Below are 23,775 nucleotides of genomic sequence, written 5' to 3'. Positions count from 1 at the left end.
ACTCTGTTGGGCGTGAACGAGTCGAGTTTTGTTGTGTCCAGTGTGAACGTGAACGGGTTGCGTGCGGCCTCCAGGAAGGATCCTGGGTTCGTGTCGTGGTTGGGGGCCACGGAGGCGGACGTGGTGTGTTTGCAGGAGACGCGTGCCGAGGCCGATCAGTTGCCGGCTCATGTGGTGGAGCCGGATGGGTGGCATGTGGTGTTGTGTCCTGCGGTGGCCAAGGGTCGTGCGGGGGTGGCGATCTATTCGCGGGTGGTGCCCGATGCGGTGCGGGTGGGTTTTCCGGGCACGGAGTTCGAGGACGCGGGCCGGTATGTGGAGGCTGATTTCGGTTCGGTGACGGTGGCGAGTTTGTATCTGCCCTCGGGTGAGGTGGGTACGCCGCGTCAGGAGGAGAAGGAGCGTTTCATGGAGATGTTCCTGCCCTTTTTGGTGGAGCGGCGGGCGGAGGTCGAGGCGTCGGGGCGTGGGTTGGTGGTGTGCGGGGATTGGAATATCGCGCACACTGAGGCGGATTTGAAGAATTGGCGGGGGAATCGGAAGAATTCTGGGTTCTTGCCGCAGGAGCGTGCTTGGTTGTCGCGGGTTTTCGATGAGGCGGGGTATGTGGACGTTGTGCGTTCGTTCTTCCCTGACCAGGAGGGCCCGTATTCGTGGTGGTCGTATCGGGGTCGGGCCTTTGACAATGACACCGGGTGGCGGATCGATCTTCAGGTGGCCACGCCGGGTTTGGCGGGTGGGGCACGTGAGGGTGTGGTGGAGCGTTATCCCTCGCGTGAGGAGCGTTGGTCCGATCACGCGCCGGTGACGGTGCGTTACGCGGTACGGGGATGAAGGGGGGTTCGGTGATGGGTGTGCCGATCGTGTTGGTGCACGGGTTGCGGTTGTCGTCGAGTATGTGGCGGCCGCAGTTGGAGTTGTTGCGTGCGCAAGGGCGCACGGTGGTGGCACCGGATCTGCCCGGGCACGGGTCGCGGCGGGGTGAGGAGTTCTCGCTGGGGCGTGCGGTGGACACCGTTTCGGAGGCCATCGATGAGGTGGGTGGTGGTGCCTTGTTGGTGGGTTTGAGTTTGGGTGGGTTCGTTTCGATCGCCACGGCGGGGGTGCTGGGGCCGGGTCGGGTGGCGGGGTTGGTGGCGGCCAGTTGCACGGCCAAGCCGGCGCAGTCGCTTGCGCAGGTGTATCGGATTCCGGCGGCGTTGATGGATCGGTTGCCCGATAAGGGGGCCACGCTCAATGAGCGTTTTCATCGGTTGACGTTGCGTGATGGTGCGGTCGATGCGGTGTTGGATGGTGGGTTAGCGGTGGAGGCGGCCACGGCGGTGATCGATGAGATCTCTGATATGGACGCGATCGCGGCGTTGCGTGCTTATGAGGGTCCGGTGTGGTTGATCAATGGGGCGCGTGATCATTTCCGGATCCATGAGAAGCAGTTCTTTGATGCTTGTGGTGATGGGCGGTTGGTGAATGTTCCGCGGGCCGGTCACATGGTGAGTTTGGATCAGCCGGTGAATTTCTCGCGGATCGTGGGAGATGCGGCCGATGTGGTCTCGGTCGGGCAGGGGCGTTCGGTGGTGGAGGCGGGCACCGAGGAGCGTGCTCGGGCGCAGGCCGAGCAGGAGCGCGCGGAGCTGGAGTCCGACGGGATGTGAGGTGTGGGGGCGCGGGGGTGCGGGGGTGTGGGCCCGGGTGGGTCCACTCCCCCGTTCTTTTGTGTGTTCAGGTGCGGTGGGCGGGGTCGTCGTTGGAGGTGCGTTGGCGTGGTGGGCTGAACAGGGCCGCGGGCCTTGGGCGCTCGGGTAGGCGGAAGAAGATCATGGGGTTGTGGGTGGACTCGTGTACGGGGGTGTGCAGGTCGAGTTCGTCTTTGAGGTCGCTCAGGGCCCGGTGGTGGTGGGGTGCGCGGGCGGCCGAGGCGGTGAAGTAGTCGGTGGTGTTGTCGGCGAGCCATTTGAGGACGACGGCGCCTTCGGTGAAGGGCAGGGCGTAGCGCTGGTGGAAGACGTCGTGGACGCTGATGGGGATGTGGGCGGGCAGGGTGGGCAGTAGGTGGTGGATGTACCAGCGGGCGAACCAGCCGTTGTGTGCGGCGTCCAGGAACAGGTAGTCGGTGCGGGCGGGCATGTGGGTGATCTTGGCGCGTACGTCGCCTTGGGTGAAGGTCCAGCGGTCTTGGGTCAGGTCTTGGGGTACGTGGCGGGTGGCGTGGTCGACGATGTCGAAGGAGTGCAGGTGCCCGGTGCCGTTGTCGCGTAGGGCGGACAGGATCCAGGTGGTGGACCAGCCGTAGTAGGTGCCGATCTCTACGACGTTGGCGGGGCGGTGGTGGCGTAGGAGCAGGTAGGTGATCTCTGCTTCGAGGTCGTCGAGTTGGGGGGTCATGGTGGGGTCGGCCTGTTGGTGGTGGCGGCGCAGTTGGTCGCGTACGCGGGCCAGGTCGTGGTGGTGTGTTCGGTACAGGTGGGTGATGAGGTCGAGGTCGATGGCCGCTGGTGTGGTCATGGTGGTCTCCCCCGGTGATGTGCTGCCCTTTTGAGTGCCGAACGTAGCAGTGTTGTTACTTTCTGTTGGTGGTGGTGTGGGGTGTGTCGTGTTCTCAGGTGGGTCGGGCGGGTTGGATGAGGCCGGAGTCGTAGGCGGCGATGACGGCTTGGGCGCGGTCGCGTACGCCGAGTTCGGTCAGGGTGTTGGACACGTGGGTTTTGATGGTTTGTAGGCCCAGGTACGGGTGTGCGGCGATTTCGGTGTTGGTGAGGCCTTGTGCGATGAGGGTGAGGGTCGAAGCGGCGCGGTGAGGTGGCCCATGGTGGGGATGGTTGCACAGGGGGCGGGTGTGCGCCTCCCTCTTGGGGGTGATGGCGGGGGGAGACGGGATCGTGGTGGTGGGTTCGTTGGTCGTTGGGCGCGGGGTTTGGGGGAAGGGTGGTGATCCTTTCGTCCTATGGTGGGGCGTGTGAGAGGCAGTGAGAGATCGTCGCGAGAGACGACACAGGACGAGGACGGGTCGGGGCTGGCGCATTCGCTTCGCCGCCGGCACATGGCTTTGATCGCGATCGGCGGTTCGGTGGGGGCCGGGCTGTTCATCGGTTCGGGTGCGGTGATCCAGACCGCGGGTCCGGCGGCGATCTTGTCCTATGCGTTGGCCGGGGCTTTGGTGTTCTTGACCTTGCGCGCGTTGGGCGAGATGGTCGTGGCGGTGCCGGCGGGTGGGTCTTTTTCCGACTATGCGCGGTTGGCGTTCGGTCCGCGGGCGGGGTTCACCATCGGGTGGGTGTACTGGTGGATGTACGCGGTGTTGGTGGCCGCGGAGTCGGTGGCCGGTGCCACGATCCTTGGGCAATGGGTGGATGTGCCCGGTTGGGCGTTGGCGCTGGTGGTGTTGTTGGCCATGACGGTGGCCAACCTGATCTCGGTGAAGGTGTTCGCTGAGACCGAGTCGTTGTTCTCGCTGGTCAAGGTCGCCACGATTGTGGCGTTCTTGTTGGTGGGCGGGTTGTACGCGTTGGGGTTGTGGAGTGGCTCGGGTGGGTCGTCGGTGGCCAACCTGTGGCAGATCGGTGGGTTCGCTCCCAATGGGTGGGTCGCGGTTCTGGGTGCCACGGTGGTGGTGTTGTTCGCCTTTGGTGGGGTGGAGATCATCACGGTGGCGGCCGGGGAGAGTGATGAGCCCGAGCGTGGGGTGGCCTCGGCGATCACCAATGTGCTCTGGCGGATCGGTCTGTTCTATGTGGCCTCCATCGTGGTGGTGGTGATGGTGGTGCCGTGGAATTCCACGGAGTTGGACCGTAGTCCGTTCGTGGTGGTCATGGAGACCGTGGGTGTTCCGGGTGCGGCGTTGATCATGGAGGTCGTGGTGCTGATCGCGGTGTTGAGTGTGCTCAACGCGGCGATGTACACCTCTTCGCGGATGTTGTTCACGCTCACTCGTCAGGGGGACGCGCCGCGTGTGTTGCGTGGCACCAATCGGCGTGGGGTTCCGGTGCGGGCGATTCTGTTGGGCACCGTGGTGGGGTATGCGGCGGTGGTGGCCGACTATTTGTTCCCGGGTCGGGTGTTCGGGTTCTTGGTGGCCTCCATCGGGGCGATCCTGTTGGTGTTGTTCTTGGTGATCTGTGCTTCGCAGTTGGTGTTGGGTGCTCGGGTGCGTCGTAACGCTCCTGAGCGGTTGACGTTGCGGATGTGGGGTTTTCCGTATCTGACGTGGGCGACGTTGTTGGGGTTGGGGGCGGTCTTCGTGTCCATGGCGGCGTTGCCCGAGCACCGTCAGGCGTTGTGGGCGTCGGTGGGTGCGGTCGTGGTCGCGGTGTTGGTGTATGAGGTGCGTCGTCGGTTGGGTCCTGAGCCCAGTCGTCGGGTGTTGGGTGTGCCGGGTCGGGCGAGGCCGGAGGAGTTGGACGCGCTCGTGGGTCCGGGTTCGGTGTCTCGTGCGGGGTCCGGTTCGAGCGGGGGTGAGTCCTCTGAGTCGGAGTGATCGCGCTCACGGTGGGTGATTGTTCGGTTGTGGTGGCGTTCTGCCCTTGGGGGTGGGACGCCACCGTTGTTGTGGGGCCAGGGGTGTGGGGGTGTCGTCGCTGGTGAGGGGTCTTTGACGGCGGGGTGGGTGGTTTGTCCGGGTGGGGGGCGAGGGTGCCTTGGTCGGTTTTTGTCGCTATCGTGCTGCCAACCCCTGAGAGGAGCACCCCCGTGCGACATTTCGTCGGCTTCCTGTCGGGCCTTATTTTGGGCCCGGTCCTGCTGCTGGTGTGCGGCTGGGCCTTCGCGCATCTGCGGGGCCTGTACGCCGCCGACCTGAGTGTGCTGTCGGGCACCGGACCGGTCGCTCTGGCCGGGTTGGTGGGCGTGGGGCTCCTGCTGGCCCTGGTGGCCGTGCCCCCGCGTTTGACCCCGATGTTGCCCTTCGGTGCGGCCCTGGTGTTGGCCGGGTTGAGCGTGCTCTCCCTGGTGCGCCCGCACCTGGTGGAGCGTTTGCCCGTGGTTCCGGGCAGTGAGGGCGCCTTGGCGCTGCTGCCCTTGGGCGTGTTCGTCCCCTTGGCGCTGGTGTTGTTCGCCCCGTTGTTCGTGGGCGGTCGCTGGGTGCGCTCGGATGAGGACGGTCTCAGCAAGGAGGAGTACTTCGAGGGGCTCTATGAGGACGGTGAGGGTCGCTCCGATCGGCGCAGTGCGCTGCGTTCGGAGCCGGTCGCGGCCGTGCATGAGCCTCGGCACCGCCTGGAGGACGACTGAGAGGAGTCCTGGCCCCCGCCCCACGATTCTTGCGGCCCTCGCATCCGATCTTCTCGGGTGCGGGGGCCGCGGGTCCTCTCAGCGCCAGGTGGGTCCCCACCCCTTGGAGTGGGAGACTCCGGGCGGTAGTGGTGGCAGGTCCGGTCCGGTGGTGGGGCGCTGGGGCTCGGGCGCGGGCCGGGGCGCCTCGGGTTCGGGTTCGGGGTCTGCTTCGACGTCGGTCGGGGCCGGCTCGGGGTCTTGGCCCGCTCGCTCGTCCTGGTCGGCCTGCACGTCCTGGGGCTCGGGCGTGGGCGTGTCGGTGACCTGGGGTGGGGGCACGAAGCCGCGCACCCGACCGGCGGATTCGGTGTCGGGTTCCAGCACGAGTGGTTGGGGCAGGGGTGGTTCACCCTGATCAGGGGTGTGTGAGGGCAGGGTCTCGGCCGGGGCGACGCGCTTCCACCACAGGAGTGCCTCCTCGGGCTCCAGTTCGGAGTCCACTTCCAGCCAGCCGCTCACCTGGGGGTGGCGACGTTCGGCGTTCCAGGAGCGGGGGTAGGGCTGTTCGTCCAAGATGATGACGTGTTCGCCGTCGATCCTGGGGATCTCCGCGGGTAGGCCCTCGTTCCACACCCAGGAGCCGTCGTGGGCCACCAGGTTCCACCAGCCCCACACGGTTTGGGCTTGGGGGTCGGTCTCCGCGGAGCGGTAGGCGGCGGCCCAGCGCGGGTCGGGGGGTGTTCCCGCCAGGCCTTGGGCGTTGGGGCCGATGAGGGCGGCGGCGAGCAGGGTGTGGAGTTGGAAGTTGTCGCCGATGCCGTCGAAGAGGACACGGAAGGCCCGGTGTGAGGCGCGGTCCATGATCAGGGCGGAGGTGGCCTCTGCCATGCGCAGCAGGGTGCGCACCTCGTCGAATTCGTAGAGTTGGTCGCTGAGCTGGTTGGTGATGGCCACCAGTTGGACGTGCAGGATGGGGTCGCGGCGCAGGTGGGAGCGTACCTCGGGGTGGCTGAGCATGGTTTTGCCGGCCAGGCCCAGGCGGCGGCTGGTCCACCAGCACATGGTGGCGGCGGGGGCGTCGTTGCCCAGGTGTGCGGCCACGCGTGCTTCGGCGTCGGCGGTGACGTGGTCGGGGTCGGGTGGGGTGCCGCCGCCGGTGCGGTCCCAGGCGTCCAGGAAGGCGACGGCGCCGTTGCCCATGGTGCGCAGTAGGTGGAGGATTTCGATGCCGGCGGGGCCGGGGTCGGTGTCCATTTCGACCAGGGCGCCGGCGACGACGGCCAGGTCGGCCAGGACTCCGGGGGCGGCGTGTTCGCCGGCGAGCAGGGGGGTGAGGGCTTCCAGGGCCAGTTCCCGTTCGGAGGCGGGGATTTGGGAGGCCAGGAGGTAGACCTTGTGGACGGCCGGTGGGAAGCGGTGGGGGTCTGTGGCGACGGATGCGTCGATCAGTTCTTGGAATGCGGTGCGAAACTCGTCGACCATGGCTACGTCCCCTTTCTCACGCAACCAACCTAATGTTTCATCAGGGAAGGATCGCACGTTAACGGGCTATTTCGGGTGTTATTGGTGGGTTTGTTGGTGATTCGAGATGGGGTCCTCACAGCCCCAGTCGGGTGACGGCGTTGTCGTCCAGGGGGTTGGCGGTGCGGATGTAGTCGTGCACCGTGGCCGGGTTGGTCCATCTGCCCTGGCGCATGATCTCGCGGTCGGCGGCCCCGCTCAGGGCGGCCTGGGTGGCGAACCCGGCGCGCAGGGAGTGCCCACCGAAGTCGTCCGGATCCAGTCCGGCGCGCTGGGCGTAGCGTTTGACCAGGTCGCCCACGGCGCGTGGGGACATGGAGCGCTCACCGATACGGCCGTGGCGGTCCACCGAGGGCAGCAGCGGGCGACCGGTGCCATCGGCCAGGTCCAGTTTTTCGAGGGTGGTGCAGCTGTGGGCGGTGGGCTCGGGTGCGCCTTGTAGCCCTTGCAGGTGGGAGCGAAGGGCGTGGGCGCCGTGGGTGGCGTGCACGCGCACCAGGTGTGACCAGTCGGTCAGCGCGCATACGCAGCAGGTGGTGCGGCGCCGCCCTTGGGGTAGGGCCACCTGTTGGTGTTTGCGGCCCTCTTGGTCGGTCTTGGTGGTGTGCAGGGCCACCACCACGGTGGGGGCGCCGGTGGTGGGGTCGGTGGCCAGGGTGAGGTCGTCGAAGGTGAGCGCGGCCAGTTCGGAGCGGCGCAGTGCTCCGGCGAACCCGGTCAGGAGCAGTAGGGCGTCGCGGCGTCGGGCCACTCCCCCGGGGTGTCCCTCGGCCGGGCGTGCGGCCAGTAGCCCTTCCAGGGTGGACAGGATGACGGGGGCCTTGCGGCGCGGGCGCCTTTTGCGGGTGCGGCGGATGCCGCGCAGGGTCATGCGTACGACTTCGGCGCGGGTGGGTGAGTCCAGGCCGTGGGCGCCGTGGACGGCGGCGATGGCCGCGGCTCGTCGCTCCAGGGTGGAGGGGGCCAGGGCCCAGTCGGTGTCGTCGGGGGTGCGGGCGCGGGCGCACACGGCCAGGTAGACGGCCACGTCGGTGGGGTCGGCGGGCAGGGAGGTGCGGCCCTCGGCCAGGCACCAGGCGCAAAAGGAGGTCCAGTCGGCGCGGTAGGCGCGCAGGGTGGCCGGGGATTGGGCGCCGGCCAGGAAGGTGCCCAGTAGGTGGGCCTGGTCGGCGTCGAAGCGTTCGCGTACGCGTTCCAGGGCGCGGGTGTCCACGAGTACGCCGTGGTCGTGGTGGCGCAGGCGGCTGCGTACGGTGACGGGGAGTGCGCCGTCGGTGTCGATGGTGGGTGCTTGGGTGGTGTCCACGTGTTCCATTGTGGCCGGTGGTGGTTCGGGGTCGTGTCAGGCGTGGCCGGGTGGGAGGGGTTTCAGCCGAACAGGTGGGCGCTCAGGGCGTCCCAGATCTCGGTGGGCGGGGAGACCAGGAACAGCAGGGTCAGGGATAGGGCCAGGGCCACGGCGAAGCACAGGGCGGCCATCTTGCGGCGCGTGAGCAGGGCCAGGGTGGTGCCCAGTGCGGGTATCCCCCAGGCCATGATCAGTAGCCATACCAGGGCGTTGCCCATGGCGCGCACGGCTTGGCGTTGTTGTTCGGCCATCAGTTGGGCGGCCGCTTCGGGGTCGTCCATGCGGGGGTCGCCGGGGGCCGGGTCCGTGCCCAGCCCGGCGAAGAGCAGTCCGGCCAGGGCCAGGGGTGTGCCCAGGGCCCAGGCGATCCACAGGATCACCCACAGGGCGGTGAGGCGCCGGTCGGGTGGGGAGCCCACCACCACGGGGGTGCGTTTGAGGGTGCGTTTTTCGGGTGTGGTGCCCGCGGGGACGCGTCCTTGTTCGGCCTCCCCCGTCGGGGTGGTGGCCGGTTGTTCCTGGGGTTTGCGGCGTTTGCGCTTCTTGGGTGACACGGGCCGGAGCCTACCCGGCCATGCCCAGCAGGTGAACGACCACCACGAACACCACCGGCCAGGCCAGTAGGGCCAGGGACCACAGGGCGGCGCGGCGGTCGCCGGCGACGGTGGCCACGGCGGCGGCCAGGAAGGGCAGGCCGACGGCGGCGCCGAAGGCCAGGGTGAACCATTCGGCGGCCGATCCGGCGTGGGCTTGGGCGTCCAGCCCCATCAGGTATCCCAGGGGGCCAAGGGTCAGGGCGAGCAGGGCCAGGATGGCGATGACGACGCGGATCCCGGTGGGGTGGCGGGTGTTGCGGCCGCCCTCGGGGGCGGAGGGTCGTTCAGACACGGGGGCCGTTCGGCCTTTCGACAAATGCGGGTGGTGGTCCGGGTCAGGGGCGCGCGGCGTCGCGGCCCGCGGGCATACCGGGTACCCGTCACGGGGGTGAGCCGGGGTCGTGGTGTGCCATCTAAAACGTACTCCACCAGGGATGTGTCCGAAACCTGGGAGGGGCGTGTGCCTCACTGGGCCGGCCAGGGTCGGGCGGTGGTGACCAGGCCGGTGAAGGAGGCCAAAAGGCGTAGTTCGTCCACGGTGCGGGGGGTGGTGGTGAGCAGGTCGGGTGAGTGGATGACCAGGGCGAGGAGTTGGGCGCGGGAGAGGGCCACGTTGAGTCGGTTGCGGTCCAGGACGAAGGAGGGGCCGCGGCTGGTCTGGGCGGCGTTGGAGGTGGTCATGGAGCAGATGACGGCTGCTGCCTCTTGGCCTTGGAACTTGTCGACGGTGCCCACGCGTACCCCTTCCAGGGCGGGGTGGTCTTGGCCTGCTCGGGCCAGGGCGCGGCGTAGGGCGCGTACCTGCAGGTTGTAGGGGGCCACGACCAGGATGTCGGTGCCGGTCAGGGGGCGTGGTCCTTGTTCGGGGTCGGTGGTGAGGTGTTCGTGGGTCAGGCGCAGGGCGGCTTGGAGGACCGCGTCGATCTCTTCGGGGCTGTGGGTGGTGCGGCCGGTGTGGGTGATGGGTTGTGAGTACACCCCGGGGTGCAGGGTGCCCAGGGTGCGGGTCGTGGTGGTGGGGTGGGCTTGGAGGCGTCCTTGGTAGGACAGGGCGGAGACGGGGGCGCACACGGCCGGGTGCATGCGCCTGGTCTGGTCCAGGAAGTAGCCCAGGGCGGGGTCGATGATGGCCTGGTCGGCCATCAGGTGTTGCAGGGCCGAGGCGTCGGCGCCGTCGGTGTGCACGCCTTGGACGACCTGGGGTAGTTGTTGTGGGTCGCCCAGTAGGACGAGGTTGTGGGCGGAGGCGGACACGGCCAAGGTGTCGGCCAGGGCGAATTGTCCGGCCTCGTCGATGATGAGTACGTCCAGGGGGTCGGCGATGGTGTCGGCGCCGGACATGCCCCAGGCGGTGCCGCCGATGAGGACGGGTTCGCCCTTGGTGGTGTGTTTGGTGCGCCAGTTGGCCAGGACCTGTTGGCTGGAGGGTTGGTACCAGGGGGCGTCGGGGTCCTTCTTGCCGCCGCGGGGGCGTTTGGCGGCGGCCAGGGTCAGGCCTTGGTCCCGGGCGGCGCGCAGGGCGGCGGACATGACGTTCTCCACGGCTTTGTGGCCGGTGGAGCACACGCCCACGCTGCGTCCTTGTTTGATCAGGTGGGTGATGAGTTGGGCGGCCAGGTAGGTTTTGCCGGCTCCGGGTGGGCCTTGGACGGCCAGGTAGGAGTGGTCCAGGCGGTCCACGGCGCTGATGGCGGCGTCGATGAGGTCGCCGCCGCCGGTGGGTTGTGGCAGGGGGCCCGGGGGGTTCAGGCGTGGGGGGATGCGGCGTAGGGCGTCCAGGCCGGGGTGGGCGGGCCAGGTGGGCAGTTCTTGGGCGGCGGTGTGGGCGACCCCTTCCAGGGCGCCGTCCTTGGGTTTGGGGTCGATGGGCGATCCGGGCAGGGCGGCCACGGGGGCGGCGGAGATGGTGTCTTCGGGTGGGGCGCTCTCCAACAGTTCGAGGGAGTCGGGTTCGGCGGCCAGGACCTTGGCGGGGTGGGTGGTGGCGGCCTGTCCGGGGGCTCCGGGGTGCAGTAGGTGGACGCTGTCGCCGACACCGAAGGGGTTGGGGTGGGCGCGGTCCAGGCGCATGGTCACTTCGCGGCGTGCGGTTTTTTGGCGGCCGGTGGGCTCTTGCCATCCGCCCACGTGGACCTGCCAGGGCACGGCGCAGTTGGTGTCGGTCTCCAGTTCCGGCAGGGGTGCGCTTTGGCGTTGGAAGTGTTCGCGCCAGGGCGGGGAGTTCTCGCGCCGGTAGTAGCCGACCAGGGCGGCCAGGGCGGCGCGGGGGTGGTCGTCCTCGGTGCGCTGGTCGGGGTCTTGGGACACCCCCTCCAGGAGGGGGCCGGTCAGGGCGGCGTGGCGGGCGGCCTTCTCGGCCCTTTTGCGGGCGCGTTCGGCTTCTTCCTCGGTGAGTTCGCTCTGGATCAGGGGGCGGGTGGTGATGCCCTGGTGGGTGCGGTGTTCTTCGAGCCAGTCGCGTAGGCGTGCGGTGGAGTGGCAGTCGTCGCGGTTGTAGGCGGCGATGTCGTCCAGGACCCGTTGTGCGGTGGTGGGGTCGTGTTCTTGGCGGGCGGTGAGGTAGGCGGCGTAGGCGTCGATGCTGGAGGCGGCGGTTTTGACGTCGCCGGAGCGGGTGGTGTCCAGGTAGAGGGGTTCAAGGTACTTGATGGAGTAGGAGCGTTGGGATACGCGCAGGCTCTTGCGGACCACGGTGTACAGGTCGATGAGGCGGTGTTCGCGCAGGAGCCGGTCGACTTCCTCCTCGTGGGTGTTGTACTCGGAGCTGAGGTGTTTGAGGCGGTCCACCTCGTAGGAGGCGTAGTGGTAGATGTGGGCGCCCTGGTCGGCGTCGATACGGGCCAGGGCGAAGTCGACGAAGTCCTGTAGGGCCTTTTTCTCCTGGGCGCGGTCGTGGGCCCAAAAGGCGTGGAAGGTCTCGTTGCCCTGGGGGTCTTCGGTGGTGGCGCCGAAGAGGTATTCCAGGCCTCGTCCGCCCTGGGTGGAGTGGTAGGGGTAGCCCTCCATGTCGAAGAAGAGGTCGCCGGGGGCCGGTGCGGGCAGGGTGGCCAGTCCCTCGGGTGAGAAGACCTCGGCGGTGACGGTGCCCTGGGGGTCGGTGGGTGTGCGGGTGGTGTCCTGGCGTACTTGGAGTAGGGCTTGGGCGCGTAGTTGGTCGAAGGAGCGGCGGGGCAGGGTGGTGGGCCGGTCGTCTTCGGTGGCGGCGGCCAGGGCGTCGATGGTGTTCAGGCCGGCGTCGGTGAGTTTGGTGGCCTGGTCGGTGCGCAGGCCCGCGACCAGGGACAGGTGGCGGGCCACCACGCGTCCTTGGGAGCACCAGGTGTTGTAGCCGCAGCCCTCGCAGGTGGGGCGGGGTTGTCCCCAGGTGGGGGTGGGCAGGGCGGGTTCGGTGGCCAGGTGGTCGAGTAGGCGGGTGGTGATGGTGGTCAGGATGGGGGTGAAGTCGGCGGTGGGCAGGGTGTGGGTGTGTCCGTCGCCGGTGAGCAGGTGCATGTGGTGGGGGGCGGGGCCGTGCAGGTGGGGTACGGCCTGGGCGTAGGCGGCCAGTTGGACGATGGCGGCGGGGCCGGGGCGGCGGGCGAGTTTGGTGTCCCAGGGTTCGTAGGTGCTTTGGCCGGTGTGGTCGGGGCGGGGTCGGCCGGTGTTGGTGTCCAGGTCGGAGCGGATGAGGAAGTCGGCGCGTCCGTGGAAGGCGACGCGGTCGGTGAGGCGGTGGTGGAAGACGCCTTGGTAGATGACGGGGACGCCGGCGGCCATGGCCTGGGCGGTCTGGTGGGCGGCGCGGGCCAGGTCGTGGTCGTCGGGTTCGGGGTCGGCGATGGTGGTGACCTGGCCGAAGACTTGGCGTAGGCGGTCGAGTTCGGCCTTTTCGTGGGCGTGGCCGTGTTGGGCGATGAGGGCGTCGACGGGTTCGGGTCGGGGTGCGCCGGGCACGTGGGCGGCCAGGGCGCTCTTGAGCGTGGTGCGGTGGTCGCATTCGAGGGTGTCGACCAGGTCGGTGGGTGAGATGACCCATCCGGAGGTGGTGCGGAACAAGGCCCTGCGCTCCCCTTGTGTGTTTCGGTGTTCGTGGTGGTGCGGGATTGTGTCACGTGGGGGTGACGTGTGGGGTTCGCCCGCTGGTGGGGTGGGGTCCCTGGGCGGGAATTGTACGCCGCCGGGGGTGGGTGGGGTGGGTGGTGACATGGATGGGGGCGCCCGGGATGTGGTCCCGGGCGCCCCTTTGGTGTGTGTGGGTGGTGGGTGTTTTAGCCGACGACCTGCCAGGAGACGGTGCCCACTCCGGAGCCGGTGCCGATGATCTCGTCGAAGGCGGCCGTGGACAGGTCCAGGCAGCGTCCGTCGATGTAGGGTCCGCGGTCGTTGATGCGCACGGTCACCGATTTGCCGTTGCCGGGGTTGGTGACCTGGACCATGGTGTCGAAGGGCAGGGTCTTGTGTGCGGCCGTCATGGCGTTGGTGTCGAAGGTTTCGCCGTTGGCGGTGGTGGCGCCGTGGAAGCCGTCGCCGTAGAAGGAGGCCTGGCAGGTGCCGCCCTCGCCGGAGCCTTCGGAGGGTGATTCGGTGGTGGTGTCCTGCTCTTCCTCCTCTTCGGGCTCGGGTTCTTCGGCGATGGTGGTGCCGGCGGCCGACTGGGATTGGGTGGCCCCCTGGCGGGCGTTTTCGGCGCGCTCGCGTAGTTCGGGAGTGACCTCTTCGTCGTCGGTGGAGGCCTGTAGTGGGTCGGGTTGGGCCTGGGGGACGCCCACGGCGGTGGTGGCCTCTTCGGGGCCGGCGCCGGAGGAGATGACGGCGGCCGCGGCGCCGCCGCCCACGACCAGGGTCAGGCCGGCGGCCGAGGCCACGATCAGGGCGCGCTTTTTGCGTGAGCGTGCGGCTGCTCGACGTGGGCCCAGTGGCGCGGGGGCCGCTGGGGTGTAGGCGTCGGCGTAGGTGGCCGTGCCGTCGTCGAGGTGGTCGTCCACCGGTGGGTTCTGGGGCTGGTGTTTGCCCACGACGCAGTCCTTCGAACGGGAACAGTTCAGGGCGGGCCCTCTCCTGGTGCTTGCGGGGCACGGTCAGGGTCAGGTGCGTGGTGCGCCTGCCCGCGTGGGCCCCCCGGGGGGTGGGGGCGGCACGGGTGGAGTGGGGCCGCCGGTGTCAATGGCGTTGCACGGGGTCTGAGCGCAGAGCTTAGGAGTAACGCGAGGGTAACGGTACCGGAAAGGGGAGGTTTGTGGAACTTCTCACCGATGTGGGCAGAGGGTCTGGTGGGGGTTTTCAGGGGTGGGTGGTGTGGGGGCGCAGGTCGGGGCGTCGTGGGGGTGGGTGTCCGTTGAAGAGGGTGTGGGCGGGATCGGGTAGGTCGATGCCGCTGAGGTGGGCCACGGCCTGGGACATGGTGGGGTTGTCCAGGTGTCCGCCCACGGCGGTGATGAGGGTGGTCATGGTGGGCAGGGGTGGTGCGTCCAGGGTGGTGATGGCGTAGCGGGCGGCCACCGCGGGGGTGCGGGAGGCTCCGGCCCAGCAGTGCACCAGGACGCTTTTTCCTTCGGCGCGCAGGGTGGCCACGGCCGCGGCGGCCTGGTCCAGGGTGTAGTGCAGGTTGGGGTTGGCGCCTGGGGAATCGTGCAGCCATACGCGTACCCAGTCGGGGCCGGGCAGGTGGGGTGCGTCGTGGGGGTGGGTGCGGCACAGGGAGACCACGGCGTCGGTGGCGGTGGGGTGGCGGCGTAGGTGGGCCAGGTTGCCCAGTAGTACGTGGGGGTCCAGGGGGTGGGGGACGGCGAAGGGGGTGAAGCGTTGACGGTCCTCTTGGTTCAGGGGGGCTTGTGGCCATTGGGCGGGGTCGGAGTGGGTGGTGATCGCTTGGAGGGCGGTGGTGATGGGGGTGTGGGGGTCGGTGTGTTCGCTGAGGTGGCGCATCGCTTGCAGGGGTAGGGCCGAGGCGCCCCAGCGGGCTCCGGCCAGGGCGCCGGTGTACAGGGCGGCGGTGTGGCCGCCGGTGCGGTGGGCGGCGGTGATGGCGTCGACCAGATGGGTGCAGGCGAAGGTTCCGCGGGAGGGGGCGTTCGCCGGTAGTGGGGTGTGGGTCAGGGCCCGCCAGGAGGCGCCGTAAGGGTTGTGGTCGGGGGTGTGTTCCAGGGCGCGGGGGTGGTCGGGGGTGTGCCCGGTACGGACCAGGGTGCGCAGGGTGTGGGCCCAGGCGCGGGCGGTGGGGTCTTGGGGAGGGTCGGTGGGGGCGGCGGTGGTGAGTGCGCCTTGCAGGGCGGTGTGGATCAGGTGGTTCAGGGTCGGGTCGGTGGTGGCCTTGGTGGGTGGGGTGCTCACCATGGCGGCCGCGGCCAGGGGGCCCAGCAGGGCGCCGGCCGCACGGTCGGGTTCGGGGTGTCGGGGGTCGGGTGGTGAGGGCACGGCCGTCCTCGTTTCGGAGGTGGGGTGGGCCGGTCCGGGTGGGCCGGCCCCTTGGGGTGTGTGCCCTGGGGTGGGATCGCTCGATCGGGGCTTGCCGGTTGTGGCCACTCCTTGTGCGGGACTCTCTCGGGTGCGCTCGGGCGGGGTGGGAAGGGCTTGGGGGTGGCGGTCCACGGCGGGGTGGACGATGGCCGGGGCCGGGCACGGGGGTGCGCGGGCCACGTTCGAGCGCGCGGCCGGGAGGTGGCCATGGAACAGGCCGGTGGCCCCGGGCGGCTTGGTCAAGGTGGGCGTGCGCCACCAAAGGTTCGGCGACCAAGGTCGGGCGGACGCAAAGGAGCTCGCGTGCGCCCAGGGTCGGGAGGAGGGCGGGTTTCAGCATGGGTGGGTTTCCAGGGCCAGGCGGTAGCCGCGTTTGACGACCGTTTGGATGATCTTGGGGTCGCCCAGGGCGGTGCGCAGGCGGGCCACGGCCGTTTCGACGGCGTGGGTGTCGGCGTCCTGGCCCAGGCAGGTGAGTAGGTGGGTGCGGCTTTGGACCTGTCCGGGGTGGTGGGCCAGGGCGCGCATGAGACGCATCAGGGTGGGCGAGAGGGTGTGGACGGTGCCGTCGACCAGGACGGCGTGGCCGCGCAGGCGCAGTCGGTGGCCGGCGATGGTCAGGGTGGGGAATCGGGCGGGTAGTGCCTGGGCCAGGGTGCGGACCTGGGCGCCGATGCGGGCGCGTTCGGGCCACAGGGTGGGGATGTCGTAAGCCATGAGGGGGCGTGCGGTGACCGGTCCCACGCACATCGCCATGACGTGGTGGCGTAGGGCGCCCACCAGGGCGGGGCCGGTGTGGGTGGTGTGGGCGTGGGTGAGCAGGCCGGCTGCGGCGGGGGCGCTGGTGAAGGTGACCGCGTCCACTCCCCCGGTGGTGATGGCCTCGATGAGGCGGTCCAGGGGTGCGGTGTGTTCGGGTGGGGTCCACCGGTAGACGGGGACCTCGATGACCTCGGCGCCGGCCAGGCGTAGGGCGGCGGTGAAGTCCGGGAGGGGTTGGCCGTGTAGTTGGACGGCCACGCGCAGGCCTTGGACACCGAGGTTCAGCAGGTGGTCCAGGACCTCGGCGGAGGATTCCGAGGGTGGTGACCATTCCTCGGTGAGGCCGGCCGCGCGGATGGCGCCCTTGGCTTTGGGGCCGCGTGCCAGTAGGCGTGAGGAGCGCATGGCCTGGAGCAGGGGTTGGGCGGTGCCCCAGGTCTCGCAGGCCTCGACCCATCCGCGAAAGCCGATGCCGGTGGTGGCCACGACGATGTCGGCGGGGGTGCGGGTGAGTTGTTCGGAGACCGTGGCCAGGCGTTGGTCGTCGCTCAAGGGGACGATGCGCAGGGTGGGTGCGGCGATGACCTGGGCGCCCTTGCGGTGGAGTAGGGCGGTGAGTTCCTCGGTGCGGCGTGCGGCGGTCACGGCGACGGTGAACCCGGCCAGGGGTGCGGTGGTGCTCACGGTGTTCCTTGGGGTGTGGTGCCGATTTGGAGCATGCCGTGGTGTTGGCGTACGGGCCAGGTGGACAGGCGGATGTTGTCGTTGTCGAGGCCCTGGCCGGTGCGCAGGCTGAAGACGTGTTTGAGCATGGGTGAGGCGATGGTGGGTTCGCCTGAGCGGTCGCCGACGATTCCGCGGGAGATGACGGCGGCGCCGGTGTGGGGGTCGAGGTTGTCCACGGCGTACAGGTGGCCGTCGTGGGTGCGGAACAGGGCGATTTGGTGGTGGTCGGGTAGCAGGACGGCCAGGCCGATCTCGGTTTCGAGGTGGTGGGTGGGGCAGGCGTCGATCCAGGTCGGTGGTGGGGCCAGGGTGGTCATGGGGTGGTCTCCTTGGTGGGTGGGAGGGTGGGCATGCCCAGGGGGGTGGGTGTGGGGACGGGTTGGTCGCGGGTGGTGGTGAAGGCGATGGTGGGGTCGGGGGTGTGCGGGGCGTTGGTGAAGGAGACGAAGCGGGCGAGTTTGTCGGGGTCGGAGAGCACGGCGGCCCATTCGTCGGTGTAGGAGGCCACGTGGTCGGCCATGGCCGCTTCCAGGTCGGCGGCGATGCCCAGGTGGTCGTCGACGATGACGGCGCGCAGGTGGTCCAGGCCGCCGTCCATGGCCTGGATCCAGGTGGCGGTGCGTTGGAGACGGTCGGCGGTGCGGACGTAGAACATCAGGAACCGGTCGATGTGGCGGATGAGGGTGTGGGTGTCCAGGTCGGTGGCGAGCAGTTCGGCGTGGTGGGGGGTGAAGCCGCCGTTGCCGCCCACGTACAGGTTCCAGCCGGTGTCGGTGGCGATGACCCCGAAGTCCTTGCTGCGGGCTTCGGCGCATTCGCGGGCGCATCCGGACACGGCGGCCTTGAGTTTGTGGGGTGAGCGCAGGCCCCGGTAGCGCTCCTCCAGGCGGATGGCCAGGCCCACCGAGTCTTGGACGCCGTAGCGGCACCAGGTGGTGCCCACGCATGATTTGACGGTGCGCAGGGACTTTCCGTAGGCGTGTCCGGACTCGAAACCGGCCTGGACCAGGCGTGTCCAGATGGCGGGGAGTTGTTCCAGGCGGGCGCCGAACATGTCGATGCGTTGGCCGCCGGTGATCTTGGTGTAGAGGTCGAAGTCGCGGGCGACCTCGCCGATGACGATGAGTTTGTCGGGGGTGATCTCACCGCCGGGGATGCGTGGCACCACCGAGTAGCTGCCGTTGCGTTGCAGGTTGGCCAGGTAGCGGTCGTTGGTGTCCTGCAGGGTGGCCTGTTCGCCGTTGAGGATGTGGCCGTGGCCTTGGGAGGCCAGGATGGAGGCGATGGCGGGCTTGCACACGTCGCAGCCGCGGCCGGTGCCGTGGGTGGCGATGAGCTCGGAGAAGGTGGTGATGGTGGTGGAGCGGACGATCTCCCACAGTTCGGTGCGCGAGTGGGTGAAGTGTTCGCACAGGGCGCTGGATTGGGTGATGCCCGAGCGGGCCAGGATCTGCTTGAGCATGGGCACGCACGAGCCGCAGCTGGTGCCGGCGCGGGTGCGGGACTTCAGCGCGGGCACGTCTTGGGCGCCGTCGTCGATGGCCTGGCACACCTGGGCTTTGGTGACGGCGTTGCAGGAGCAGATCTGGGCGTGGTCGGGCAGTTGGTGGGTGCCCGGGCCGGTCTCGCCCGAGGGGCTGATCAGGGCCAGTGGGTCGCCGGGCAGGGGTTGTCCGACCAGGGGGCGCAGGGTGGCGTAGGCGGAGGCGTCGCCGACCAGGATGCCGCCGAGCAGGGTGGTGGCGTCGTCGGACAGGACGAGTTTGGCGTAGCGGCCTTTGGCGGCGTCGTTGACGACCACGTCCAGGGCTTGGGGTGCGCCGGCGTGGGCGTCGCCGAAGCTGGCCACGTCCACGCCCAGGAGTTTGAGTTTGGTGGAGGTGTCGGCGCCGGTGAAGGTGGCGTCGCCGCCCAGGAGGCGGTCGGTGAGGACTTCGGCCATGGCGTTGCCGGGGGCGATGAGGCCGTAGATGGTGCCGTTGTGGTGGGCGACCTCGCCGATGGCGTGGATGGTGGGGTCGCTGGTGGTGCAGGTGTGGTCGATGTCCACGCCTCCGCGTGGGCCCAGGCGCAGGTCGGCGGCTCGGGCGAGTTCGTCGCGGGGGCGGATGCCGACGGAGAACACGACCAGGTCGGTGTCCAGGTGGGTGCCGTCGTCCAGGAGGAGGCGTTGTGCGCGGCCGTTGGGTCCGGGTTCGATGGCGGTGGTGGCGGTGTTGGTGTGTACGTGCACGCCCAGGTCGGTGATCAGGCGTTGGAGGAGGGCTCCGGCTCCCTGGTCGATTTGGGTGGGCATCAGGTGGGGTGCCAGTTCGATCACGTGGGCCTCAAGGCCCAGTAGGCGAAGGGCGTTGGCGGCTTCGAGGCCCAGGAGGCCGCCGCCGATGACCACGCCGGTGTGGGCGCCTTGGGCGTCGGTGGTGAGGTCGTCCAGGTCCTGGATGGTGCGGTAGAGGTGGCAGCCGGGTAGGTCGTGGCCGGGGATGGGTGGCACGAAGGGGCTGGAGCCGGTGGCCAGGACGAGGCGGTCGTAGGGCAGGGTGCGGCCGGTGTGGGTGGTGATGGTGCGTTGGGTGCGGTCGATGGCGGTGGCGCGTTCGTCGACGTGTACGTGGACGTGGGGGCCGCTCACTCGGCCCAGGGACAGGTCTTGGGTGGTGGCGCCTTCGAGGTAGGTGGACAGGGCCACACGGTCGTAGGCGGTGTGGGGTTCCTCGCCCACGACGGTGATGCGCCATCGGTGGTCGTGGTCGCGGTCGTTGAGGGCTTCGATGAGTCGGTGGCCGACCATGCCGTTGCCGATGACGACGAGTTCTTCCACGGGTGGTCTCCTGCGTGGTCGGGGTGGGAGGTGTTTTTCAGGCAACCGGTCGGGTGTTTCCCCGGGGTCAGATGGTGGTTTCGTGGGTGTTTCGTTGTGCTGTCGGTGCAGGGCCGGGGGTGTGTGATCGGTGGCGTGGACAGGGTGGGTGCGCCGGGGGTGGGTGTTGTGGAGCGCGGGTCGGGTGAAGTGATTTGAGGGTTGTTCTCCCCTGATCGCTGATGGTGCGTGGTTTTTCTGCTCCAGGTCTCACAAAGCAGTTCAATGACACACTCGAAGGTAGGAGTGGGGCGGGCGTCCGGGTCGGCCCTGTGTGCTGAGGAAGGGGTGTGTGCGATGAACGAGGAGGAGGTCATCGCTTTGGTGGCCGCTCTGGGGTCGGTGCGGGTGGATCGGGCGAGTAAGGAGAGTGGGGCGCCCCAGGTGGCCTGGGGCGATACCTTCCTCACCTATGAGCCGCACGGGCGGGCCGGTGGGCGGGGGTTCCAGCCGTTCGTGACGGTGGTGACCAAGGACTATCCGGGCTTTGACACCGTCTCCGACCTGGACCGGGAAGGGGTGTTCCGGGTCAACGTCGCGGTGGGAAGGGCCCTGTTCACCGAGGTGGTGGGCCACTCCCCCGCCGAGCACGCCGCGGTCGGCGCCGACGTCGACTTCACCGAGTCGGATCGGTTGTTGCCGCATCCGGTCTACGCCGTGCAGGGGTGGGTGTCGGTGGTGTGCCCGGGCCCGCGCACCGGTGACCGGTTGCGTGAACTGGTGGGTGCGGCCTGGCGGCGGGCGGTGGCGCGCCATCAGGCGCGAACCACTGGGCAGGTACCCTAGGAAAAGTTACAAATGGGGTGAGTGGTGGGAAGTAACCGGCTTCGCTCGGTGTTGTGATCGCCGAATCGAGTGTGTGCGGCGGTGGTCGTCCGGCGTCGTCGAAGTCGGCGCTCATCGACCGGGAAGGGGCCTTGGAGTTGAACGATGGCGAGCCCGAACAGGATGAGCGGGTCCCGGATGAAACGCTCCCCCGGGACCGGGGCCAGGACAGGGAGCGGGTCTTGGCCCTGCCTTTGGTCGAGGGTCTGGTGACGTTGGGTTCCGAGGACGCGCCGGTGTGCTCGGACGGAATCTGTCTCTGAGCGGGGATGACATTGAGAATCGAAGTATGGTCCGACATCGTCTGCCCGTGGTGCTACATCGGCAAGCGTCGTCTGGAGCGGGCGTTGGCGGACTTCGAGCACGCCGAGGAGGTCGAGATCCTCTGGCGTAGCTTCCAGCTGGACCCCACCTTCCCCCAGGGGGTGAGCGAGCCGGTCTATGACTCCCTGGCCAAGAAGATGAACGCCCCACGCGAGCAGGTTCAGGCCATGACCGAGCAGGTCCAGCAGGTGGCCGCCCAGGAGGGGTTGCGCTATGACTTCGCGGGCGGGGTCATGGTCAACACCTTCGACGCCCACCGGTTGACCCACCTGGCCCGTGAGCACGGTCTGGGTGATGCGGCGCACGAGCGGCTGATGAACGCCCAGTTGGTGCAGGGGCGTGTGCTCAACGACGTGGACACCCTGGTGGAGCTGGCCGGCGAGATCGGTCTGGACACCGAGCGGGCCCGCACCGTGTTGGAGGGCGACCAATACGCCGACCAGGTGCGCGCCGACATCGAGGAGGCCCGCCGCCTGGGCGCCACGGGTGTGCCCTTCTTCGTGCTGGACCGGGCCTTGGGGATCTCCGGAGCCCAGCCGCTGGAGGTCTTCAGCGCGGCGTTGGACAAGGCCTACGCCCAAAAGGGCTGATCGAGGGGTTCACCTGCGAACGCGTGAGGGGGCCGGCGTCCCGGGCAGGGCGGCGGCCCCCTTCGTCGTATCCGGTCCCGGGGGGCGAGGGTGCTTTCGCTCGGATGGGGGCGGTGCCCCGTCCCCGTGCGGGGAGGCGGGGCACCGGACCATGTGGCCCGGGTCCCTACTGGATGGGGATCTGGGGGATCTCACCGAAGGCGCCCGCGTACAGGGTCATCTCGGCGACGTCGGTGGCCGGGGCGGGAAAGACCGCCAGGGCCAGGTACTCCTCGCCCGGGCTGAGGGTGTGGATCTCGTCGGCGAAGTCCTCGTACTCCTCCTCGCCGGTGCTGATGCGGATCACGTAGCGGATCAGTCCGGAGTCGGCCTCCTCCAGACGGAAACCGCCCATGGTGCCCTCGGCGTACTGGGCGGGGCTGCCCGGCAGGCGCGCCTCGTCACCCTCCAGGTCCGCCTCCAGATCGCTCAGGGTGGAGTTCTGGAACCCCACCACCTGGAACAGGTAGGCGCCGTCGCGCACCAGCGGGTAGACGTTCAGGTCGATGTCGTTGTGGGAGACGGTGGTGTGCACGTCCATCTCCTCGAAGTAGGGGGCCGGGTCGGCCACGTGGCGTTGGGCGGCGTCCAGGCCTTCGGTGTCCTCGCTGTCGGTGGCGTCCATGGGCACCTCGTAGAAGAACTCCACGCGGCGGTTGCGGGCGCGGGCCTCCTCGTCGTCGTCCCCGCCCTCCTGGGCCAGGAGTTCGTCGGCGCCGCGCCCCTCGGTGGCGAAGGTGAAGCCTTGCCCCAGTTCCTCTTCGATGAGTTCACGGGCGGCCTGGGCCCGCTCCTGGGACAGGGTCTGGTTGTGGCTGTCGGAGCCGGTGGAGTCGGTGTGGCCGATGACGGTGATCTCGGTGCCCTGGGCCAGGTTCTCGCGCAGGGAGGCCGCGGTCTGGCGGATGGTCTCGGCCGCCTCGTCGGTGGGGTCGGCCTCATCGACCTCGAACATGTTGTCCGAGTGCAGGGCGATGGTCTCCTGGTCACCGGAGCGGGTGGTGGAGGCGATGGGGCTGTCGACGAAGCTCTCCATGGACTGGCGGTAGGCGTCCACGTCCAGGCCCGGTTCGGGTACGTCCTCGGGGTAGAAGATCTCCTCGGGCAGCTCGCCCTGTTCCCAGGTGTCGGGGTCGATGTGGTCGTAGACGTTGGGTTCGGGTGCTTCGGTGAACTCGTCGACGTGGGTGATGGGGACCCCGGGGACGTAACCCAGTCCGGCGCCGGTGAAGGTGAGGGTCCGCACGTTCTCGCTGGGGGCGGGGAAGTAGCGGCGCATGGGCAGGGGCAGACCTTCGTGGGTGGGCAGGAAGGGGTCGCCCTCCTCGAAGTAGGTGCCGTAGTTCTCGCCGTGCTCTTCGTTGTTCAACACCCGAAGGACCTCGCCGGAGAGCGGGTCGACCATGCGGATGGGGGCCACGGCGCTGGTGACGGTGCCGGGCAGGGGTTCGAGGATGTTGTGGGTGACGTCGATCATCATGTACTCGCCGTTGGATTCGAGTGCGTTGATGACGACCTCGAAGGCGACGTCGTTGCCGTCTTCGACGAACATGCGGCCCTGGCGGGTGTAGGGAAGTTCCGGTGCGGGGCTCTCTTGGGCCTGTTCGGGGCTCTCCTGGGTCGGGGGCCCATCCTCACCGTCGGTGAGGTCGCGGACCAGACCACAGGAGCTCAGGGCCAGGCTCAGCGCCAGAGCCGCGCCGATCGCGCCGAGGGCTCGTTGGGACATGTGCGGGGGCTCCTTGTGCGTCTTCGGCCGTTGGGGAGGGCCGGGGGTTGTGGATCGCTTTGCCGCTCAGACGCTTGGGAGCCGATTCTGGTTCGGTAAGCGGGCAAAAGGGCTCGGGCCGATGGTGGCCCCGGGGCCCGCACCGAAGACACGGTATTCGGTTGGGAGGGTGACCGGTTTCGGTCGCGGCCTTGGGGTGGGCGGTGGTGGTGGGCCATGGCGCGCCGGGCGGGGAGGTGCTTCGATGTTGTGGGGCGGTTCCCCCGGGTGGGTCGTCCCCGGCGAGGGAGGGTGGGCGTGTGGATGTGACACAGGTGGTGTTCGGGTTCGTTCCGGTGCTGGCCGTGGTGTTGACGGGCCTGTTCGCGGGGTTGTTCCTGGGTTTTTCGATGGCGGTGATGCCCGGCCTGGCCAGGGCGCGGGACCAGGCGATGGTGGAGTCGATGCAGCGCATCAACTCCGCCATCCTCAATCCGATGTTCGCGCTGGTGTTCGTGGGTGCGCCGGTGGCGGTGCTGGGCTCTACGGCGCTCTTGTTCGCGGCCGGCGCGCACCACTCGGCGCTTTGGACGGGGGTGGGGTTGGCGGCGTTGGTGGTGGCGGTGGCCGTCACCTTCACGGTGAACGTTCCGCGCAACAACGCCTTGGACGCCGTGGGGCCGGCCGCCAAGGCGGAGGATGTGGCGGCGGCGCGGTCCGCCTTCGAGCCGGTGTGGGTGCGCTGGAACAATGTGCGCACCCTGATGTCGGTGGTCGCTTTGGTGTGCTGTGTGGTGGGTTTGTCCCTGCGCTGAGGTGGGCCCTGAACAGTTGCG

Annotated in this window: 20 protein-coding genes and 1 pseudogene; 8 read left to right on the top strand and 13 right to left on the bottom strand. The window is 69.0% G+C overall.

Annotation, left to right across the window (positions count from 1 at the left end):
* Window positions 1-12: 12 nt before the first annotated feature.
* Window positions 13-834: an exodeoxyribonuclease III gene (locus ACWGKS_RS07320; protein WP_358504849.1), complete on the top strand. Its 822-nt coding sequence runs from the start codon at window positions 13-15 to the stop codon at window positions 832-834.
* Window positions 835-848: 14 nt separating this feature from the next.
* Window positions 849-1,652, top strand: a complete 804-nt coding sequence (locus ACWGKS_RS07315) for an alpha/beta fold hydrolase (protein ID WP_358504852.1) — start codon at window positions 849-851, stop codon at window positions 1,650-1,652.
* Window positions 1,653-1,719: 67 nt separating this feature from the next.
* On the opposite strand, the gene ACWGKS_RS07310 is transcribed toward ACWGKS_RS07315, so the two are convergent.
* Both ACWGKS_RS07310 and ACWGKS_RS07305 read right to left on the bottom strand, forming a co-directional pair.
* A complete protein-coding gene (locus ACWGKS_RS07310) occupies window positions 1,720-2,502 on the bottom strand; it encodes a class I SAM-dependent methyltransferase (protein ID WP_358504855.1) in 783 nt (260 codons plus the stop codon).
* A 94-nt stretch (window positions 2,503-2,596) separates the two neighbouring features.
* Window positions 2,597-2,791, bottom strand: a pseudogene (locus ACWGKS_RS07305) (LuxR C-terminal-related transcriptional regulator); the annotation flags it as partial.
* A gap of 246 nt (window positions 2,792-3,037) precedes the next feature.
* Between ACWGKS_RS07305 and ACWGKS_RS07300 the strand changes: the two are divergent.
* Together ACWGKS_RS07300 and ACWGKS_RS07295 are read left to right on the top strand one after the other, a co-directional pair.
* On the top strand, window positions 3,038-4,471 hold the full coding sequence (locus tag ACWGKS_RS07300) for an amino acid permease (protein WP_358504858.1): 1,434 nt from the start codon (window positions 3,038-3,040) through the stop codon (window positions 4,469-4,471).
* 212 nt (window positions 4,472-4,683) lie between these two features.
* The gene (locus ACWGKS_RS07295) at window positions 4,684-5,223 is read left to right on the top strand and encodes a hypothetical protein (protein WP_358504861.1); all 540 of its coding nucleotides are present in this window, start codon (window positions 4,684-4,686) and stop codon (window positions 5,221-5,223) included.
* 78 nt (window positions 5,224-5,301) lie between these two features.
* Here the strand turns inward: ACWGKS_RS07295 and ACWGKS_RS07290 are convergent, their stop codons facing one another.
* From ACWGKS_RS07290 to nirB, 10 genes are all read right to left on the bottom strand, one after another.
* Entirely contained in the window at window positions 5,302-6,687 is a 1,386-nt protein-coding gene (locus ACWGKS_RS07290) for a hypothetical protein (RefSeq protein WP_358504864.1), read from the bottom strand.
* A gap of 115 nt (window positions 6,688-6,802) precedes the next feature.
* Window positions 6,803-8,041 (bottom strand): site-specific integrase, encoded by a 1,239-nt coding sequence (locus tag ACWGKS_RS07285; protein ID WP_358504866.1) that lies wholly within the window; start codon window positions 8,039-8,041, stop codon window positions 6,803-6,805.
* A 53-nt stretch (window positions 8,042-8,094) separates the two neighbouring features.
* Complete coding sequence (locus tag ACWGKS_RS07280; RefSeq protein WP_452455140.1) at window positions 8,095-8,628, bottom strand: hypothetical protein; 534 nt, start codon at window positions 8,626-8,628, stop codon at window positions 8,095-8,097.
* A gap of 10 nt (window positions 8,629-8,638) precedes the next feature.
* Window positions 8,639-8,962 carry a hypothetical protein gene (locus tag ACWGKS_RS07275; protein WP_358504870.1) on the bottom strand — a complete coding sequence of 108 codons (324 nt, stop codon included), beginning with the start codon at window positions 8,960-8,962 and terminating at the stop codon, window positions 8,639-8,641.
* Window positions 8,963-9,135: 173 nt separating this feature from the next.
* Window positions 9,136-12,705, bottom strand: coding sequence for a TM0106 family RecB-like putative nuclease (locus ACWGKS_RS07270; RefSeq protein WP_452522049.1), 3,570 nt, complete (start codon window positions 12,703-12,705; stop codon window positions 9,136-9,138).
* Window positions 12,706-12,917: 212 nt separating this feature from the next.
* Window positions 12,918-13,664, bottom strand: coding sequence for a septal ring lytic transglycosylase RlpA family protein (locus ACWGKS_RS07265; RefSeq protein WP_358504876.1), 747 nt, complete (start codon window positions 13,662-13,664; stop codon window positions 12,918-12,920).
* Window positions 13,665-13,929: 265 nt separating this feature from the next.
* Complete coding sequence (locus ACWGKS_RS07260; protein WP_358504879.1) at window positions 13,930-15,063, bottom strand: dual specificity protein phosphatase family protein; 1,134 nt, start codon at window positions 15,061-15,063, stop codon at window positions 13,930-13,932.
* Between the two features lie 375 nt (window positions 15,064-15,438).
* Window positions 15,439-16,551 (bottom strand): uroporphyrinogen-III synthase, encoded by a 1,113-nt coding sequence (locus tag ACWGKS_RS07255; RefSeq protein ID WP_358504882.1) that lies wholly within the window; start codon window positions 16,549-16,551, stop codon window positions 15,439-15,441.
* Window positions 16,548-16,910 carry a nitrite reductase small subunit NirD gene (gene nirD / locus ACWGKS_RS07250; RefSeq protein ID WP_358504885.1) on the bottom strand — a complete coding sequence of 121 codons (363 nt, stop codon included), beginning with the start codon at window positions 16,908-16,910 and terminating at the stop codon, window positions 16,548-16,550. Before nirD ends, ACWGKS_RS07255 begins: the two co-directional genes overlap by 4 nt.
* Window positions 16,907-19,414 (bottom strand): nitrite reductase large subunit NirB, encoded by a 2,508-nt coding sequence (gene nirB / locus ACWGKS_RS07245; RefSeq protein WP_358504888.1) that lies wholly within the window; start codon window positions 19,412-19,414, stop codon window positions 16,907-16,909. Before nirB ends, nirD begins: the two co-directional genes overlap by 4 nt.
* Window positions 19,415-19,750: 336 nt before the next feature.
* On the opposite strand from nirB, the gene ACWGKS_RS07240 reads away from it, so the two are divergent.
* Genes ACWGKS_RS07240 through ACWGKS_RS07230 form a run of 3 tightly spaced genes read left to right on the top strand, consistent with a single transcriptional unit; the run spans window position 19,751 to window position 21,192 of the window.
* The gene (locus ACWGKS_RS07240; RefSeq protein WP_452455143.1) at window positions 19,751-20,239 is read left to right on the top strand and encodes a DUF6194 family protein; all 489 of its coding nucleotides are present in this window, start codon (window positions 19,751-19,753) and stop codon (window positions 20,237-20,239) included.
* A gap of 53 nt (window positions 20,240-20,292) precedes the next feature.
* Window positions 20,293-20,541 (top strand): hypothetical protein, encoded by a 249-nt coding sequence (locus ACWGKS_RS07235; RefSeq protein WP_358504926.1) that lies wholly within the window; start codon window positions 20,293-20,295, stop codon window positions 20,539-20,541.
* Between the two features lie 12 nt (window positions 20,542-20,553).
* Complete coding sequence (locus ACWGKS_RS07230) at window positions 20,554-21,192, top strand: DsbA family oxidoreductase (protein WP_358504929.1); 639 nt, start codon at window positions 20,554-20,556, stop codon at window positions 21,190-21,192.
* 166 nt (window positions 21,193-21,358) lie between these two features.
* On the opposite strand, the gene ACWGKS_RS07225 is transcribed toward ACWGKS_RS07230, so the two are convergent.
* The gene (locus ACWGKS_RS07225) at window positions 21,359-22,960 is read right to left on the bottom strand and encodes an OmpA family protein (RefSeq protein ID WP_358504933.1); all 1,602 of its coding nucleotides are present in this window, start codon (window positions 22,958-22,960) and stop codon (window positions 21,359-21,361) included.
* A 305-nt stretch (window positions 22,961-23,265) separates the two neighbouring features.
* On the opposite strand from ACWGKS_RS07225, the gene ACWGKS_RS07220 reads away from it, so the two are divergent.
* Window positions 23,266-23,754 carry an anthrone oxygenase family protein gene (locus ACWGKS_RS07220; RefSeq protein WP_358505037.1) on the top strand — a complete coding sequence of 163 codons (489 nt, stop codon included), beginning with the start codon at window positions 23,266-23,268 and terminating at the stop codon, window positions 23,752-23,754.
* Window positions 23,755-23,775: the final 21 nt, after the last annotated feature.

It is taken from the genome of Nocardiopsis sp. NPDC055879, from assembly GCF_053615935.1.
This window is presented reverse-complemented; position numbering and strand designations above follow the sequence as displayed.